Raw genomic sequence first — 16338 nt, forward strand, 5'->3', positions numbered from 1 at the left:
GAATCTGGCGAATGAGTGTTCAAAATAACATAAGTTCATATTACGAATCGAAGTTACGATAACTTAAACATTGACTTTTTAAAATTATATTGGAATGGAAGGAGATGCCATAATGGCAAGGGGAAAAGATGCTTTTTTTTACCACTTTAAGTCTATTGAATTAATGCCGGATATTCCGCATTTGAAAGTTCCCGATTACAAAACACTAAGCAGGGAGTTTAGAAAAACATTTGCAGATCAAAAAAGTGGCATTTTGCGGTACAGTGAAAATGGTCATCCTGTTTTCGGCGCTTATCTCCAAAGTAACAGCAATGAAATGGTTACATGGGGAATACTGGCGGTAGGAGAATGGCTATGCAGCAATAATACTGACTGGATAGCGCCTACCTATCCAGATTTTTACGACGAAAATCATGGTATTTATCTTAATTCTCCTCAAAAAACTAAAATTGAATATTGGTACTTATTTTATGTAAACACTCTTGCCGGGGCTGTTTTGCGTACTTTATATGTAAAAAATAGCCAAGCTGTACTGCGGATGGGAAGCTCAGCCGATAGCCTTTTTTCCCTTGCACAAAGAATAGATTACAATTTTAACGATCAAGGTTATGATTTTAAAATGGGAAAACCTTTTACTCATAGGGACATTTTTCGTCAGCCCGACTCTATTGCCGGATACGCCTATAATATGTTGTTTGCGGCTCTTCAAGCAGGCAGGTCCGAATATTTGGCGGAAAGCAAAAAAGCCATTCATAGATATGAAAATTTTTCCCACAATCCATGGTATGAGATACCTAACGGTAGCGCTGGAGTTTTGGCTTCCTCTTGGTTGAATGCGCATGGTTTTCCTACAGATGTAAAAAAAGCCGCTGGTTTTGTATTTGATCATGAAGAAGGTCCCCTGCAGATCGGGTGTTGGGGAAAAGAAGCTATAAACGGTTTAATGATGGGATGGCGTGGAGAATCCCGTCAGTATGCTTTAAGTTCTGCGTACAGCATGGAAACTCTTATGCCGATGCAGTTTCTGCTTCCATCAGTCAAATATTGTCCTCCACTTGCTGATGCAGTTGCTAAATATATGCTTAATGCACTTTCGTCTTTTCAGCTCTTCTTTGCCAAGGGGACAGAACCTTTATATGAAACCAAGGCGGAACTTAACGCAGCTATCCCTTATGAAAAACTTGAGAAAATAAGAGACGGGCATATGCCTGCTGCTTGCGGAGATTTTTGGGGCCATCGGTCTGTATATGGCGCTGGCTATCTAAGCTGGTTGGATGCTCTTGTAACAGAAACAACTGACAGTAACATTTACGCTTATGATTTATCTATTACAGATTGGTTGGCAGAAAGGGTATATCCCGTTTACCTCCTTCGAAATCCATATGGCAAAGCAATAAACGTAAGTTTTTTTCCATCCGATATTTGGGAAAACAAATGTCCAGAATTGTATAAGGGCAATCATTTGCAGGATGTTTGCCTCTGGAATATGCAGAACAAGCAGATCTTGTCTGAAAACGCGGAGAAGCTTTCCGTAACTCTTGTTGAAGGCGAAGCAGTCATCATTGCACTGTTACCAAAGGGGGTAAAACCAGAAAAAAAGGGAAAAATGATATGCGCAGGTAATGTGGAATTATGTGCTGAGTTTTAGCTTTTCCACATAGGGCTTGTCAAGTGAAAAAGAGAATTAGGTACAAGCTTGGCACGGATATCGCTATAGATCCAGTGGTGGGAAATGTGGAGGATAGGTTGAGAGAACTTGAAATAGAGCATATAGATGTTGCTATAGGATGTGTAGGTTTAAAAAACATGATGGAAGATGCCATCAAATATGGTTGATATAGATGATATAAATGACGTTTTGGAAAAAGATATATATAAAGGCAGAGGGAAGATAATAGTAAAGCCTTAAAAAATATATCAATATTGTGAATGTATGAGCCTTCAGGTGAGTGTAAGGGAATCCTTGTTTTAACGGGAGCAGGAAAAGCAAGCTTAAATGAGTTCCGATATACATGGTCAGGATATAATGCTGACTTTATCGCGGAAAATGTATTGGATGCCGTTAGAAATATCTAAGGATTATGGGCGGCGGAAACGATTTCGACTCCTTCGATGCCGTGTACCATTGCTTTGCCAGTTGCTTTTAATTCATAGTATTCGGTAAGTTTCCTTTCGGGATAGTCATACATGCCCTAGGAAAGCTTTTTACCCAATCTTGGGATAATAAACCAGCCCGTTATTTCTTCCCATACAACCGGAAAGATTTGCTTATCGGTTTTTTTAATTTTGATATCGGGCATAATGTCAGGTAATTTATTCATAGAAACATCTCCTTTTGTTAATTTATAATAATATTTTTCCATCGAAACTGTTGAATAGTAAATGGCGTTCTGCCTAACGGGTTCAGCCATTCATAAACTTATGATCAGGTGAATAACCTATTAATATAGTTATTTTTATATTGGAGATTATAAATGGGATACTATGTTAAAGTAGAATCTAATGTAAAAATTTATATAGAGGACCTTAATCCTGAAGGCAATAAGACAATACTGTTTCTACATGGTTGGCCTGGAAACCATAAGCTGTTTGAATATCAATTTAACCAACTCCCGAGGATGGGGTATAGATGCATTGGAATAGACACAAGGGGATTCGGCGATTCAGATAAACCCTGGAGCGGTTACAACTTTGATAGATTATCAGACGATGTCGCATGTGTAATTAATGTGCTGAAATTGCATGATATCGTACTGGCAGGACATTCAACTGGAGGAGCGATAGCCATTAGATATATGGCTCGCCATAAGAGCTATGGGGTAGCAAAGCTCGTCCTTTGTGCTGCAGTGGCACCTAGCCTTATCAAACGTCCTGATTTTCCTTATGGCCTGGACAAAGAAACTGTCCTGCAAATTATTCAAGGGACATATGCCGATCGGCCTAAAATGCTTCGGGATTTTGGCGATATGTTTTTTTATCAGCATACGACGGAGGCTTTTTTAAATTGGTTCTTCCAGTTGGGATTGCAGGCAGCAGGTTGGGCAACCGCGGCCGTCGCAAAAATGTGGATAGACGAAACATTTTTTTCTGATCTGGAAACAATAGATGTTCCGACATTGATAATTCACGGTATTCATGATAGAATTGTTCCATTTTCACTAGGTGAGATACAAGAACAAAGTATTAAAAATTCGAAACTCATACCCTTTGAATACAGCGGCCATGGGGTGTTCTATGAACAGTGTGATAAATTTAATGAAGAATTGGTTAAATTCATCGAGCAATAAAATCTTTCAGGGCTGAAAATAGTAAAAGGTGATATTTGGCTTTCCGCATGATTCCCTCTTCAGATTACAATATATTTAAATGTTGCATAAAATGATTGGGGGGATGATTATAGATGGATTTTTTTAGTTTGCTCGATTTGGTGGGTTTCCTTGATGATTTTAGGCCCATGCAGCCCAAAAGACCGTCACGGATTGAACATGGAATATATGAACTATCTGATGATCTTGACTATTATATAAACAAGGCAGTTAATTATACAAATAGAATAAGATATTCACGGTCATATTATGAAAATAGATGAGAATCATATTAAATATTCTTTAGTATTATAATGCATTCATATACAGAGATCGATAAATCCTTATGAATGCATTATTATCTGAAATTAAGATATGGCAAATCCAATAGTCTTAAGCTGCCATTTTCCGTTTTTATATACAGCTTCATATTTCGGAAGAACGGCGCCTAAACTCCCAAACCACGATATGGCTTGTATTTGGGCAACATTATTTTTGTATTTTATCAAATTGACTGATAGGATAGTTCCATTTATAGTTCTATTGGGGAATTTGCCTTCATACCATTCAATTTTCGTGTTATCATCTTTGATTTGTTCATAGCTATAAATATTCGCAGATAAATCTTTGAAGTTTTCCAAGACCCTTTCTTTAGCGGCATCGCTTAATCCCTGCAAGGTGTCTAATCTGACGGCGATAAAACCGTTCCCACCATTTTCGATCTTGAAAGCTTCTTTCATAACTGTGGTATATAATTCTACCATTTTCATTTCTTCATCGCTGATTTGCGGTTTGGCGTTTTTGAAAGCATTATTATCGTTTTTTGCTTTTGCCTCAGGCATTATGGATGTTTTCTTTGAAGCCTCGTTATCGGTTTTTTGCATTAATTGCCCGCTGCATCCGCTTAAAAATATAACGGCCGATAAGCCGATAATATGATGGTTACCAACTTCTTCATTGATCTCACTACCTTTCAGTTTCTCCTCTATTTTGACGAAGTTTATATATAAAAAGTTCTTCAATCTTTTGCATAGAAGAGTCGATACTAAATAGTGGGTTAAAAAATATTAACTTTTATGCATTTCTTCAAAAAATCTTCACATATTAATATTATTATAATATATGAAAGATGTATATAGTTTTTAATAAACTCCTTTCCGTGAGGCAAGGAGTTTATTAAGGGGATGATACCACTACCTACGGGGGGAGGGAGGAGACATATGAATGAAGAAAAGATAAAGGCGCTTCAGCTTTTAAAAACTTCCAAAGGGCAGATAGATGGAATAATAAAGATGATCGAAGATGAAAGATACTGTATCGATATATCCAACCAGATAATAGCTGCCCAGTCATTGCTCAAGAAAGCAAATATGCTTATTTTAAAGCAGCACCTTAACCATTGTGTAAAGGAAGCATTTTTAAACAATGCGGGAGAAAAGAAGGTGGATGAAATAATCGAACTGCTTTCTAAGTTGATGGGCAAGTAGGTAAAAGGAGTGATCATAGATTGACCAGCAAGATTTTAAGAATTGAAGGCATGACGTGTGCGGCTTGCGCAAGAACAATCGAGAGGGTGACAAAAAAGCTGGATGGTGTTACAGAATCAAATGTAAACTTTGCAGCCGACAAGCTGAGCATAGTATATGACTCTTCGAAAGTCCGTGTAACCGATATCAAAAGGGCAATAGAAAAGGCAGGATACAAGGCACTGGATGATGATATTTCAACCGATGCCGACAGGGAAAGAAAAGAAAGAGAGATCAAGGGGCTGTGGAATAGATTTTTAATATCTGCAATTTTTGCGGTTCCTCTCCTTTTGATTGCAATGGTTCCAATGATAGCGGAGAAAGCGGGGCTTACCCTTCCGTCCGCTATAAGTCCGATGATGCATCCTGCAGAGTTTGCAGTAATCGAGCTTATGCTTTGCATTCCTATCATTATAACAGGGAGAAAATATTTTACAACAGGTTTCAAGGCATTGTTCAGGATGAGCCCTAATATGGATTCGCTGATTGCGATAGGCACATCGGCTGCTTTTTTATATGGAATATTTGCAGTTATTGAAATACTAAACGGAAATACGGATTATAGCCTTTATTTTGAATCCGCAGGAGTTATATTGACTTTGATTACGCTTGGAAAATATTTTGAGGCCGTATCAAAGGGAAAGACGTCCGAGGCTATTAAAAAATTAATGGGGCTTGCCCCAAAAACTGCCGTTATAATTAGAGAAAATAAAGAAGTCGAAATACCTATAGAAGAAGTTGAAGCCGGTGATATAATCGTTGTAAAGCCGGGTGAAAAAATGCCCGTCGACGGCGTGGTTACGGATGGCATGACTTCAGTAGATGAATCGATGCTTACAGGAGAGAGCATTCCTGTTGAAAAGAACGTGGGAGACGATATAGTCGGCGCAAGCATAAACAAGAACGGTTCCATAAAATACAGGGCGACAAAGGTTGGAAAGGACACAGTGCTTGCCCAGATAATAAAGCTTGTTGAGGAGGCACAGGGCTCTAAAGCGCCTATTGCAAAGCTTGCAGATACGATTTCAGGTTATTTTGTGCCTGCTGTCATAGCTTTGGCTGTATTATCCGCCGCAGCCTGGTATATATCCGGCAAACCGATTGCCTTTGTAATTACGATATTCATATCGGTCCTTGTTATCGCGTGCCCATGCGCTCTTGGTCTTGCAACACCTACCGCAATAATGGTGGGTACAGGCAAGGGAGCGGAATATGGCGTGCTGATAAAAAGCGGTACGGCTCTTGAGACAGCGCACAAAATACAGACCATTGTGTTTGATAAAACAGGCACGATCACAGAAGGCGATCCAAAAGTGACGGATATAGTACCGGCAGAGGGTTTAAATAAAGACAAGCTGTTGCAGATTGCCGCATCGGCAGAGAGAGGATCTGAGCATCCTCTTGGCGAAGCCATAGTAAAAGGCGCACAAGAGCGGGGGATAGAGTTTAAAGATACTGAAAACTTTAAAGCTATTCCAGGCCATGGCATAGAGGTAACTGTGGATAATGAAAAAATACTTCTTGGGAATAAGAAGCTGATGGATGACAGATCGGTATCACTTTCAAATATTGAAAGTATTTTCCAAAGGCTTGCCAAAGAGGGAAAGACCCCTATGTATATCGCGATAAACGGTAAGATAGGCGGTGTCATAGCCGTTGCGGATACCGTCAAGGAAAACAGCAGACGTGCCATAGAAAAGCTGCACGATATGGGAATCGAAGTGGCGATGATAACGGGAGATAACAGGAGGACTGCACAGGCCATCGCAAAAGAAGTCGGGATAGACCGGACATTGGCGGAAGTTCTGCCCGAGGATAAGGCAGGCGAGGTCAAGAAAATCCAAAGTGAAGGCAAAAAGGTTGCTATGGTTGGAGACGGTATAAATGATGCTCCAGCACTTGCGCAGGCGGATATAGGCATAGCCATAGGCTCCGGTACGGATGTTGCCATGGAGTCCGCGGACATTGTGCTCATGAGAAGTGACCTTATGGATGTACCCACTGCGATAGAGCTGAGCAAAAAAACCATAAAGAATATAAAGGAAAATCTGTTCTGGGCTTTTGGGTATAATACTCTCGGAATACCCGTCGCCATGGGAGTTTTATACCTCTTTGGCGGTCCATTGCTGAATCCGATGATCGCCGCTCTTGCGATGAGCTTCAGTTCTGTATCGGTATTGACAAATGCTCTTCGATTAAAGAGTTTTAAACCTTTAAAGTAAGGTCTGCGAAGGGATCGCATAAGTTATTGTACATGACATCTGCCGGTTTTTAATCATAACCGGAGCAAATATTATATGGAGGGAAAAGTTATGAAAAAGAAAATATCAATAGAGGGAATGAGCTGCGAACATTGTGTTAAACATGTAAAAGAGGCTTTAGAGGAAATAGGCGCAAAAAAAGTTTCGGTAAGCCTTAGAAAAAAGGCGGCTGAAGCTGAAATAGGCGAAGGCATCACCGATGAAAAGATAAAGCAGGCAGTTGAAGATGCAGGATATGAGGTAGTGAATATAGAAAACAAATAGAGAGCGAATATAATTAAAGGGCAGCTTTGAAGGCTGCCCTTTAATTATATTCGACACTTGGTGTATCCAAATTTTACTGGCTTATATATTTTAATCTTATCTCATCGAGGTCTGCAGTTTTAGCGTTGTCCGTAACTTCTATTATGTGGAGTGCGGCGTTGTCTTTAACGATGGCATATCCTCCATCTTTATCTATCTTGAATTCAACATTTACGATTCCCTTTTTCCCGTTAAATTCAGTTAACGTTTCGCCGCTGTTTACATCCAGTATGGTAAATTTGCCTTCGGGATTATCAAAAGAGGTGAGGTCGATTGATAGTTTGGTTTTTATTCCCTTATTTATTACGGAGATCAAAGGTTCAAGTTCATATCCCTTACCGGCAATTTTAGCAGTTTGAAAGTTTCCCGATATCAATGCCCTGTGGATTAACCTATCTGTTTTAACATTGCTTATATCATTTCCATAAATGCTCTGTTTCTGCTGTGATGGTGACGATCCACCACCTGTACAGCAGCTCATTCCACTGCTTGGTGCCGGGATTGACGGATCAGACTTTGATGTATCCACGGAATCGATATTGTCCACAACCTTTATGACACCTCTTATCATTCCCATCCAGCAGCTGAAACTGATATCTTTATCGCCGGGGGTAAATTGTACCACGTTTTCACCCTGATTAAGCTGGACTTGTTTGTTGAGTGAGGGGATCACCACTTGCCCGTTGCATGAGTTAAGTCCCTTTCCTTCAATGACCCATTTGACAGGCACATTTTTTTGAACATAAAATCCGTTTGGAGTATAGCCTTTCTCATCGGCTGTCATGGTTATAGTCTGTACGCCATCTTTTATAACGGCTTTTGCAGTATTGCCTGATGGGGACCCGGATGCAAAAGCAACCCCCTGCTTGTTGAGATTTATGGTAGGGAGGTTAACTCCCGCGAGGGCAAGACCTCTGCTTCCCATCACAAGTCCAAGCACTACGACGAGTATTCCGCTGAACTTTAACAGCTTATTGGTATTGTTTTTACTTAGTAAACCCGATACAGCTCCGAAAGTCAACATAAGCGGAACAGTTCCAAGAGCAAAAAAGAACATGGAAAGAGCTCCTTTGAATGCGCTTCCGGTACCCAATGCAAAAAGCTGCATGGTCTGAAGGGGACCGCAAGGCATAAGCCCGTTCAACATGCCTATGAAAAAAGGAGTCTTCGGTTTTCTTTTCACGGAATACGAGGACCACGGGAGTCTGATATTGATCTTTCTGAAAAGAGAAAATCCTGACATGTTAAGTCCCATTATTATCATGAAAGCTCCTGCAATCATCTGAAGTGCAGCCTTCGTGCCAAGTGTAAGGGAAAGCAGCGAGCCAAGAGCACCCACAATCCCGCCCAGAATCGTATAAGCCGTTACCCTTCCTGCGTTATACAATAATGCAGGTCTTAAGGCATCCAGCCCGCTTGTTTTTTCTTTTGATATACTCTGGGAAAGCATTATTCCGCCGCACATGCCTACGCAGTGTATGGATGTAAGTATGCCTACGAAAAATAAAACGAGATACGATGCATTTTTAAGCTTTGAATTCATGTCAAATCCGCCTGTATTGGTTCCAAGCAGAAGAATTGCCGCCACAATTATGATTATGCCCGTTATGTTGAAAGCCTTCGAATCTTCTGTGCTGTAACCGGCCTTTTTAATGGCCTCTTTTATCATTTTCGAATCACAATAATCGGTATCGTATTCAACGATGGCACTCTGCCCGCTAAAGCTTGCCATAACCCCCTTTACGCCTTCAAGTTTTTTTATGGCCTTTTCGACTCTGGCTTCACAGGATGTGCATGTCATGTCATAGACCTTGACTTTTTCTTTTTTGATGCTCATTTTTTACCTCCATCCTCTTTCCGTGATATCTTTAAATATAAAATATACAGAAAGATACCCTGAGCATAATTTTATTTCAGTATAATATAAAATTATGGAGATTTTATAAAGATGTCATATTTAGACTTCGATTCGCAATTTGAGCTTGTGTTATTTTGGACACTTATTCGTTGCCCAAAATAACACAAGCCAATTTATGCCTGATTTCATATTACGAATCGAAGGTATTTAGAACATTTATTCAGATATTAATATATTATTTCCGGGATATCTTTATAAAAATTCCACAAAAATATTATATAATATTCTATATACACCAGAATTAGTGAATGAAGTGTCTAAAAACATCACAATATATATTGCAAATTGAAGATATATAGAATTAATTTTTTGAGGTATTGAAAAGCGAGGGTTAAAATGTTGAATAACAAAAAGATACTCGTTGTTGATGATGAGGAAAAAATTGCCGATGTGATAAAATCATATCTTGAAAAAAATGATTATGCTGTATATTGCGCATATAGCGGGAGAGAAGCCGTGAGTATGTTTCATAATTTAAATCCGGCCCTTATAATTCTGGATCTGATGCTTCCGGATATCACAGGGGAGGAAGTGTGCCGGATAGTAAGAAAAGAGTCCTCTGTTCCCATAATAATGCTTACCGCTAAAGTAGAGGAAAGCGATGTATTAAAGGGGTTTGATATAGGGGCTGACGATTATGTGACAAAGCCTTTTAGCCCGAGGGAGCTTGTTGCAAGGGTGAGAGCGCTTTTTAAGAGGATGGGGCATGATATTTCTCCAATGGCGGATACGCTTGTTTTTAACAATGGGGATATTACGGTAAACACTATGGGGCATGAAGTCAGAAAGAAAGGGAAAATAGTGAACTTGACACCCAGTGAATACAACATACTCATGGCGCTTTTTAAATATCCCAAAAGGGTGTTTACAAGGGATGAACTTATCGATATCGCGCTGGGTGAGGATTATGGCGGGATGGATAGAATAATAGATACGCATATTAAAAATTTGAGGCAGAAAATAGAAACTAATCCGAAAGAGCCCCATTATGTTATAACAGTCCATGGGGTAGGTTATAAATTTGGCGGTGAATAAAATGGGAAAAAGCCTGAAGGCAAAATTATCTTTTGATTATGCATTGATTGCATTGCTGTGCGTATTCTCAATAAGCATTCTTGCAAATTTTTTTCTCGAGAAGCAATTCTCAAACTATATAATAAAAAATCAGTATCAGAAGAATCATGACATAGTCAATTCAATAAGCAACGGGTTTCAAAGTGAGAGCAAGTGGAACATAGGCGTAATCCAAAATGTCGGCATAGATGCCATGCAGCGCGGCATGATCGTATCCGTGAAGGATAAATCCGGTAATACGATATGGGATGCCACAGAATATAACAACGGTGTTTGCAAGAGCATGATAAATCATATGTCACAAAATATGATAAAGAGATTCCCTAATTTTAAGGGAGGCTATATTGAGGAAGGATACCCCATTGTAAAAAACTCGGTTAAAATAGCAACTGTGAAGATAGGATATTACGGGCCGTTTTTTTATACGGATAACGATCTGTTTTTTCTAAAAGCGTTGAATACGATTATAATTGCCGTCGGTATTTTCTCTTTGCTATTTGCGGTGATTTTGGGTATCCTGATGGCTGCAAGGCTGAGCAAACCTATTTTAAATGTAATAAACACCACCGGAAAAATCTCCAATGGAAAATATGAGGTAAGGATAAATAAAAATTCTGATATAAAAGAAATAAATGAGCTTACGAGTGCGATAAACAGTTTGGCTGAAAGCCTCCAAAGGCATGAAATGCTCAGGAAAAGGCTTACTGCGGATATCGCCCATGAGCTTCGGACACCTATAACCACTTTGCAAAGCCATATGGAGGCCATGATAGACGGCATATGGGAACCGTCGATTGAAAGGATAAAAAGCTGTCATGAAGAAATATTGAGGCTCGGGCATCTGGTTGGCGATTTAAAGCAGCTTACAGATTATGAAAGTGAAAACATATCGCTTAATAAGTCGGATTTCAATGTATCCAGCCTTGTTGGGAACATTTTAATGAACTTCCAGGGCGAGTTTAGGAATAAAGATATAAAACTTGAAACCTGGCTGGATGAAGATATAATAATTTCAGCGGATAAGGACAAAATAGGCCAGGTAATTGTGAACATCATCTCCAATGCTATAAAGTATACAAATGAAGGGGGATTAATAAAAGTTACCGTAAGAAGCAGCGGCAATGATGCTGAAATAGTTATAGGGGACAATGGAATCGGTATTTCCAAAGCGGATTTGCCATATATATTTGAAAGGTTCTTCAGAGCCGATAAGTCAAGAAATCGAAAAACAGGGGGAGCAGGGATCGGCCTTGCGATCACGAAGGCCATTGTTGAAGCTCATAATGGAAGAATATATGCGTTGAGTGAAGAAAATAAAGGGACGGAGTTTCACGTGCTGCTGCCTAAAAACGGCGCATAATTATAGAATATATTTTTATATTTGAAGAATATTATTTCAATCGCTAAGCTCACAGTCTTTAGAGTCTGTAAACTTGTTCAGGGCAGAATCAAAACTTATCTTAGCTCAAACATGATTCTGCTTATCCTGAACATGCGTTAACAGACTCTAAAGACCTTCCGCTAATTGTTCTTTCCATAATATTCTTCAAATAATTTTGATGCACATTATAATTATGCTGATAAGACAACGGCTGCTAAGGTGCGTGGCCGATATTTCCTTAAAAACCTACGGTATTAAAGGTAGATGATTTTTTAAATGCTTTTTCCATTTCTATGACAGATTTATATTCTCCTCTTAATTTGTCAAGGCTAAAAGCCATGGACGGCGTCAAATATCCTATGAAAATCTGGCTGAAAGTCTGGATATCGCATGACAAATCGGCGGTATTGCACTCATCGATATCGATTTTCCCATTAAGGATCGTGATTTTAAGCGGTGTTTCATTCCAGGCTGCGGCAGGATCCGTTATCTTTATGCTAAAGCCGCTATTTGCACCGCTATAATTTTTCATGGCAAGGGCTGCTTTTACATCGACAACCCTGAACATCATCCCACACTGTATTTCCCTTTTAATTCTCGGATTGGGCATTATATATTGTATGCCATCGTCCATCGGCACCAAAATATTCACTTCGTTTATCTGTGCCTGATGTGAATATATGAATGACAGTAATGTGTCCATCGCATCTTTGCCATCATAGACTATCTCGTGGACGTGCATTTTCCCTTCTTTAATGGAAAAAATCATATAACCTTTGAAATTATCATTATCATAGCATACATATGTATATCTGCCATATTGATCATCCCATGGATGGCTTAGAGTCAATTCATTCCATAAGAGGCTGTCTCTTACGGCACAGCCGTTATGAGCTTTGGCAAATTTTTTATAAAGCTCGTTCATACAGGGCAGATCTTTTTCCTCATAAGCCTTCATTGTATATTTTCCCTTGAAAATTTTGAGATATTCAACGGGTATTGTATAATGCAGCATTTCGATACCTATTTCGTATCCGTATTTTCTGTAGAATTCAAAAGAAAATGGCCCTAACATGGAAACTACTTGTCCCCTGTCTTTCATTGCTGCCAGCCATTCCTTGAGCAGCAAGCCGATTTTGCCTCCGTGACGTTCTTCAGGCATAGATGAAACCAAGCCTATGCCACCCATTTTCATGGCGACTCCATCTATATATATTTCGAAAGGGAAGCATACCACCTGAGACATCAAAGTCCCGTTGTCATCATAATAACCCAGGGCATAGTCTTCTTCAACATAATCTTGAAAATACTTTTTCATAACATCTCTGGCATTGTGCATCCATGTAAAACAGTAAGTTGCAATTTCCTGCATCCTGCCATGTTCCTCTTTAGCAATATACTTTATGGGCATTAGCATCACTTCTTTCTCAATTATTTAATCCTATTATACCAGAAGTTCATAATAACATCATGCGATTTTAAATAGCTAACGGATAAAGAAATAACCTGCATGATTTTTACAGGTTATAGTAGTATAGTAGGTGCATATTCTTAAAATAATCTTTATACATCTTGTTATAGTTTTATATCCCTTATTATATCTTTTAAAATTGAAGCAGACTTCCTGAAAAGCAACTTTTCTTCCTCCGATATTGGAAGCTCAAGTATTTTTTCAACACCATGCCTGCCGACTATCGACGGAAGGCTTATGCAAACGTCATCGATTCCGTACTGACCGTTTAGCATCGATGATACAGTAAGTATCGACCGCTCATCTCTTATTATCGCCTCGACGATTCTTTTTACCGCCAGAGCCACTGCATAATATGTCGCTCCTTTTTTTTCGATGATCTCATATGCAGCTCTTCTGACTTTATTCTCTATATCGCTTTTGATATATTTATTACATGCTTCACCGCATATGCTGCAATACCTGTCAAAAGGTATGCCGGCGATATTTGTAATGCTCCAGGCCGCGAGCTCGGAGTCACCATGTTCTCCTATCATATATCCGTGTATGCTTCTTGCGTCTATATTGCAGTGAAGGCTTAAAAGATACCTGAGCCTTGAACTGTCCAGAAGAGTACCTGAGCTTATTACCCTGCCAAATGGAAGATTCGATATCTTCTGTGTGACATAGGCCAGTATATCCACGGGATTTGTCACGATTAAATATACTGCATCCTGATTTATCTTTAAAAGTTTTGGTATCATCTGTTTGAAAATCTCGGCGTTTTTATGAGCCAGATCAAGCCTTGTTTCGCCGGGTTTAGAATTTGCACCGGCCGATACGATTATAATATCAGAACCTTTGCAGTCATCATAATCCCCCGAGTAAACATTTACGGAATTTATAAGCGGTATACCATGGCTTATGTCGAGAGCATCGCCTTCTGCTTTAGACTTGTTTAAATCTATAAGCACAATTTCATCTACTGTTCCGCTTGCCGCAAGGGTATATGCCGTCGTTGCGCCGACAAAACCCGAGCCCACTATGCTAACCTTATTCATATGTATACCTCCGGATAAAAAAATACAATAGTATTATTACCAATTTTATTATATTATAACATGGTTGCTAAAATATGTACAGGAGCGGGCATGAAGGCACAACCTGCCCGTTCCTGAATCTTTAACAGCTGTAGCCTGTACCTGGCCAGCATCCTCCGCATAAAACGAGGAGGAATACGATTATTATAAATAATACACTGTTATCGATTAGTTGAAAATTTTGGCGATCTGTCATACAATCGGTGCCTTCAGTCAGGTTTTCGCAGCTATCGCATGGATTCACGCCTGTTTGGGCTGTGCTAACCGGTTTGGAATTTCTGCCAAATTGAAGCACGATCACGATGAGAATCAGAAGAGCATATATCCATCTGACGCCCCAATTTGTTCCGCCGCCGTAGCCGCCGTAACCTGCATATCCCGTACCATAGCCCGTAAATCCCGTACCATAAGCTGGATAACCGTAAGGCATATCTTTTCCTCCCTCCTTATCGGGCGTTGGAAATCCGTAACATGTCTATTCTAATTTTATATTATGTTAAAATACCGATGGTTGTTACAGAAAAAAGCATCTTCCAGTTATCCGAAGACGCTTTTTTGTAGGTAAATATGATTTAAAACAGTTTTGATATAAATTCTATTATGTTTCTGAAAAAAGCCCTTATGAAACTTGCTTTTTTTACCTGATTTACAGCGATTACAGGTACTTTTTCCCTATATGCAGGTATCAGGTAGCCATATTTGGAGGCGCCTTTATAATCAATAGTAAGATAACCTACAGTCTGGCCTTTTGAAAGAGGTGCTATTAACTTGCCGTTTTGATATACTGTATTTTCAAAGGTGTATGTAGGTTTGAACATATTATCTTCTCCCTTTTTTAAAACAACCGAGAGGGGGGACTTTGTTGCGACTTCAGCATAATTATCCTTTCCATTTTTTACAGGCAGCTTGGACTGGCCCTGTATTTTATACCCTGCAGGGAAAAGGTCCTTTTTCTCATAATTGCTGAAAACGTAGTCAAGTATTTTTTTTGTTTCTATAAATCTGCTCTGCTTGTAATTTAAAGTTGTTTTCATTATAACAGATATAAATCTCATGTTATTTCTCATCGCAGTACACGTAAATGATATCCCGCCAAGGTCCGTCGATCCTGTCTTAAGACCGTCAACGCCTTTATAATCCAGCACGGGGTACTCTGTCCCCGGGATCATCCAATTCCAGTTATCCATTACTATTGCATCCTTCGTTCCTTCTTTGAATATCTTCCTCGGGATGCTTGCAGTCTTTAAAACATCGGGATAATCATGCAAAAGGTTGAATGCAAGCATCGCAACTGAGCGTGGAGACATTGTATTTTCATCATTTTTCCCTCCTGCAGGATGCTTTCCCTTTAAGTCTGCATTGTTAAGGCCGGTACTGTTTACAAATTTACAGTTTTTGAGACCCATACTTGCGGCCTTATCATTCATCATTTTCACAAAGTTCGCTTCGGAGCCTGCGATCAGCTCGGCAAGGGCAATGGTTGAACCGTTTGCAGAATATATAGCCATAGACTCATATAATTCTCTTACCGAATATTGTTCGTCCTTTTTCAACGGAACATTTGAAAGGGAATTATCCTGTGAAACCATATATACATAATCGCTTATGGATACTTTTTGGTCCCATTTTATTTTGCCGTTTTTAATGCTTTCATTCACAAGATACTCCGTCATCATTTTTGTCATGCTTGCAGGGTGCAGGGGTTCATCTGCGTTCTTTTCATATAATATCCTGCCGCTTGAGTAGTCGACCAATATTACTCCTTCAGCATTGACGTTTGCAAGATCGTTGGTAGTTGCTTTTGCAAAGGTATATGTACAATTGAATACAATAAAAATTGTTATGAATAAACAGCTGACACATTTTTTCAATATTTTTTTCATATTTCACAGCACCTCAATTTTGATAGTTTCTTTTTCCAATATACTTCAATGTTGCCATTCTTTCAAGTGGTTATTACAGGAATCTTCAATTCGCAATATGAGTTTATGTTATTTTGAACACTCATTCGGCAGATTCA

Annotated in this window: 16 protein-coding genes; 9 read left to right on the top strand and 7 right to left on the bottom strand. The window is 39.3% G+C overall.

Annotated features, from left to right (window positions below; all coding sequences use genetic code 11):
• The first annotated feature begins 112 nt into the window (after positions 1–112).
• Both QME45_12800 and QME45_12805 read left to right on the top strand, forming a co-directional pair.
• The gene (locus QME45_12800; GenBank protein MDI6619526.1) at positions 113–1648 is read left to right on the top strand and encodes a hypothetical protein; all 1536 of its coding nucleotides are present in this window, start codon (positions 113–115) and stop codon (positions 1646–1648) included.
• A 23-nt stretch (positions 1649–1671) separates the two neighbouring features.
• Positions 1672–1836, top strand: a complete 165-nt coding sequence (locus tag QME45_12805) for a hypothetical protein (protein ID MDI6619527.1) — start codon at positions 1672–1674, stop codon at positions 1834–1836.
• Between the two features lie 356 nt (positions 1837–2192).
• Here QME45_12805 and QME45_12810 read toward each other — a convergent pair whose 3' ends face one another.
• Positions 2193–2321 carry a hypothetical protein gene (locus QME45_12810; GenBank protein MDI6619528.1) on the bottom strand — a complete coding sequence of 43 codons (129 nt, stop codon included), beginning with the start codon at positions 2319–2321 and terminating at the stop codon, positions 2193–2195.
• Between the two features lie 153 nt (positions 2322–2474).
• Here QME45_12810 and QME45_12815 point away from each other — a divergent pair, with 153 nt between their 5' ends.
• Positions 2475–3287, top strand: a complete 813-nt coding sequence (locus tag QME45_12815; GenBank protein MDI6619529.1) for an alpha/beta hydrolase — start codon at positions 2475–2477, stop codon at positions 3285–3287.
• Positions 3288–3400: 113 nt separating this feature from the next.
• Positions 3401–3589, top strand: a complete 189-nt coding sequence (locus QME45_12820) for a hypothetical protein (GenBank protein ID MDI6619530.1) — start codon at positions 3401–3403, stop codon at positions 3587–3589.
• An 84-nt stretch (positions 3590–3673) separates the two neighbouring features.
• On the opposite strand, the gene QME45_12825 is transcribed toward QME45_12820, so the two are convergent.
• On the bottom strand, positions 3674–4327 hold the full coding sequence (locus QME45_12825) for a hypothetical protein (GenBank protein MDI6619531.1): 654 nt from the start codon (positions 4325–4327) through the stop codon (positions 3674–3676).
• Positions 4328–4525: 198 nt separating this feature from the next.
• On the opposite strand from QME45_12825, the gene QME45_12830 reads away from it, so the two are divergent.
• The 3 genes from QME45_12830 (at position 4526) to QME45_12840 (ending at position 7356) form a co-directional block, all read left to right on the top strand.
• Positions 4526–4792, top strand: a complete 267-nt coding sequence (locus tag QME45_12830) for a metal-sensing transcriptional repressor (protein ID MDI6619532.1) — start codon at positions 4526–4528, stop codon at positions 4790–4792.
• 50 nt (positions 4793–4842) lie between these two features.
• The gene (locus tag QME45_12835) at positions 4843–7053 is read left to right on the top strand and encodes a heavy metal translocating P-type ATPase (protein MDI6619533.1); all 2211 of its coding nucleotides are present in this window, start codon (positions 4843–4845) and stop codon (positions 7051–7053) included.
• Positions 7054–7143: 90 nt separating this feature from the next.
• Entirely contained in the window at positions 7144–7356 is a 213-nt protein-coding gene (locus tag QME45_12840) for a cation transporter (GenBank protein ID MDI6619534.1), read from the top strand.
• A 73-nt stretch (positions 7357–7429) separates the two neighbouring features.
• On the opposite strand, the gene QME45_12845 is transcribed toward QME45_12840, so the two are convergent.
• Positions 7430–9232, bottom strand: coding sequence for a sulfite exporter TauE/SafE family protein (locus QME45_12845; protein ID MDI6619535.1), 1803 nt, complete (start codon positions 9230–9232; stop codon positions 7430–7432).
• A gap of 417 nt (positions 9233–9649) precedes the next feature.
• On the opposite strand from QME45_12845, the gene QME45_12850 reads away from it, so the two are divergent.
• Together QME45_12850 and QME45_12855 are read left to right on the top strand one after the other, a co-directional pair.
• The gene (locus QME45_12850; GenBank protein ID MDI6619536.1) at positions 9650–10348 is read left to right on the top strand and encodes a response regulator transcription factor; all 699 of its coding nucleotides are present in this window, start codon (positions 9650–9652) and stop codon (positions 10346–10348) included.
• A gap of 1 nt (position 10349) precedes the next feature.
• Positions 10350–11747, top strand: coding sequence for an ATP-binding protein (locus QME45_12855; GenBank protein MDI6619537.1), 1398 nt, complete (start codon positions 10350–10352; stop codon positions 11745–11747).
• 259 nt (positions 11748–12006) lie between these two features.
• Here QME45_12855 and QME45_12860 read toward each other — a convergent pair whose 3' ends face one another.
• From QME45_12860 to QME45_12875, 4 genes are all read right to left on the bottom strand, one after another.
• Positions 12007–13179, bottom strand: a complete 1173-nt coding sequence (locus QME45_12860) for a GNAT family N-acetyltransferase (GenBank protein MDI6619538.1) — start codon at positions 13177–13179, stop codon at positions 12007–12009.
• Between the two features lie 164 nt (positions 13180–13343).
• Positions 13344–14279, bottom strand: coding sequence for an L-lactate dehydrogenase (locus QME45_12865; GenBank protein MDI6619539.1), 936 nt, complete (start codon positions 14277–14279; stop codon positions 13344–13346).
• A 121-nt stretch (positions 14280–14400) separates the two neighbouring features.
• Positions 14401–14748, bottom strand: coding sequence for a hypothetical protein (locus tag QME45_12870; protein ID MDI6619540.1), 348 nt, complete (start codon positions 14746–14748; stop codon positions 14401–14403).
• A 142-nt stretch (positions 14749–14890) separates the two neighbouring features.
• A complete protein-coding gene (locus QME45_12875) occupies positions 14891–16201 on the bottom strand; it encodes a serine hydrolase (protein ID MDI6619541.1) in 1311 nt (436 codons plus the stop codon).
• Positions 16202–16338 lie beyond the last annotated feature (137 nt).

It is taken from the genome of Clostridiales bacterium, from assembly GCA_030016385.1.
Classification (GTDB): domain Bacteria; phylum Bacillota; class Clostridia; order Clostridiales; family Oxobacteraceae; genus JASEJN01.

Excerpts from the sequence above, each read along its gene's own strand:
- QME45_12800 (MDI6619526.1), top strand. The coding sequence starts at position 113 with ATGGCAAGGGGAAAAGATGCTTTTTTTTACCACTTTAAGTCTATTGAA.
- QME45_12810 (MDI6619528.1), bottom strand. The coding sequence starts at position 2,321 with ATGAATAAATTACCTGACATTATGCCCGATATCAAAATTAAAAAAACC.
- QME45_12815 (MDI6619529.1), top strand. The coding sequence starts at position 2,475 with ATGGGATACTATGTTAAAGTAGAATCTAATGTAAAAATTTATATAGAG.
- QME45_12820 (MDI6619530.1), top strand. The coding sequence starts at position 3,401 with ATGGATTTTTTTAGTTTGCTCGATTTGGTGGGTTTCCTTGATGATTTT.
- QME45_12830 (MDI6619532.1), top strand. The coding sequence starts at position 4,526 with ATGAATGAAGAAAAGATAAAGGCGCTTCAGCTTTTAAAAACTTCCAAA.
- QME45_12835 (MDI6619533.1), top strand. The coding sequence starts at position 4,843 with ATGACGTGTGCGGCTTGCGCAAGAACAATCGAGAGGGTGACAAAAAAG.
- QME45_12840 (MDI6619534.1), top strand. The coding sequence starts at position 7,144 with ATGAAAAAGAAAATATCAATAGAGGGAATGAGCTGCGAACATTGTGTT.
- QME45_12845 (MDI6619535.1), bottom strand. The coding sequence starts at position 9,232 with ATGAGCATCAAAAAAGAAAAAGTCAAGGTCTATGACATGACATGCACA.
- QME45_12850 (MDI6619536.1), top strand. The coding sequence starts at position 9,650 with ATGTTGAATAACAAAAAGATACTCGTTGTTGATGATGAGGAAAAAATT.
- QME45_12855 (MDI6619537.1), top strand. The coding sequence starts at position 10,350 with ATGGGAAAAAGCCTGAAGGCAAAATTATCTTTTGATTATGCATTGATT.
- QME45_12860 (MDI6619538.1), bottom strand. The coding sequence starts at position 13,179 with ATGCCCATAAAGTATATTGCTAAAGAGGAACATGGCAGGATGCAGGAA.
- QME45_12865 (MDI6619539.1), bottom strand. The coding sequence starts at position 14,279 with ATGAATAAGGTTAGCATAGTGGGCTCGGGTTTTGTCGGCGCAACGACG.
- QME45_12870 (MDI6619540.1), bottom strand. The coding sequence starts at position 14,748 with ATGCCTTACGGTTATCCAGCTTATGGTACGGGATTTACGGGCTATGGT.
- QME45_12875 (MDI6619541.1), bottom strand. The coding sequence starts at position 16,201 with ATGAAAAAAATATTGAAAAAATGTGTCAGCTGTTTATTCATAACAATT.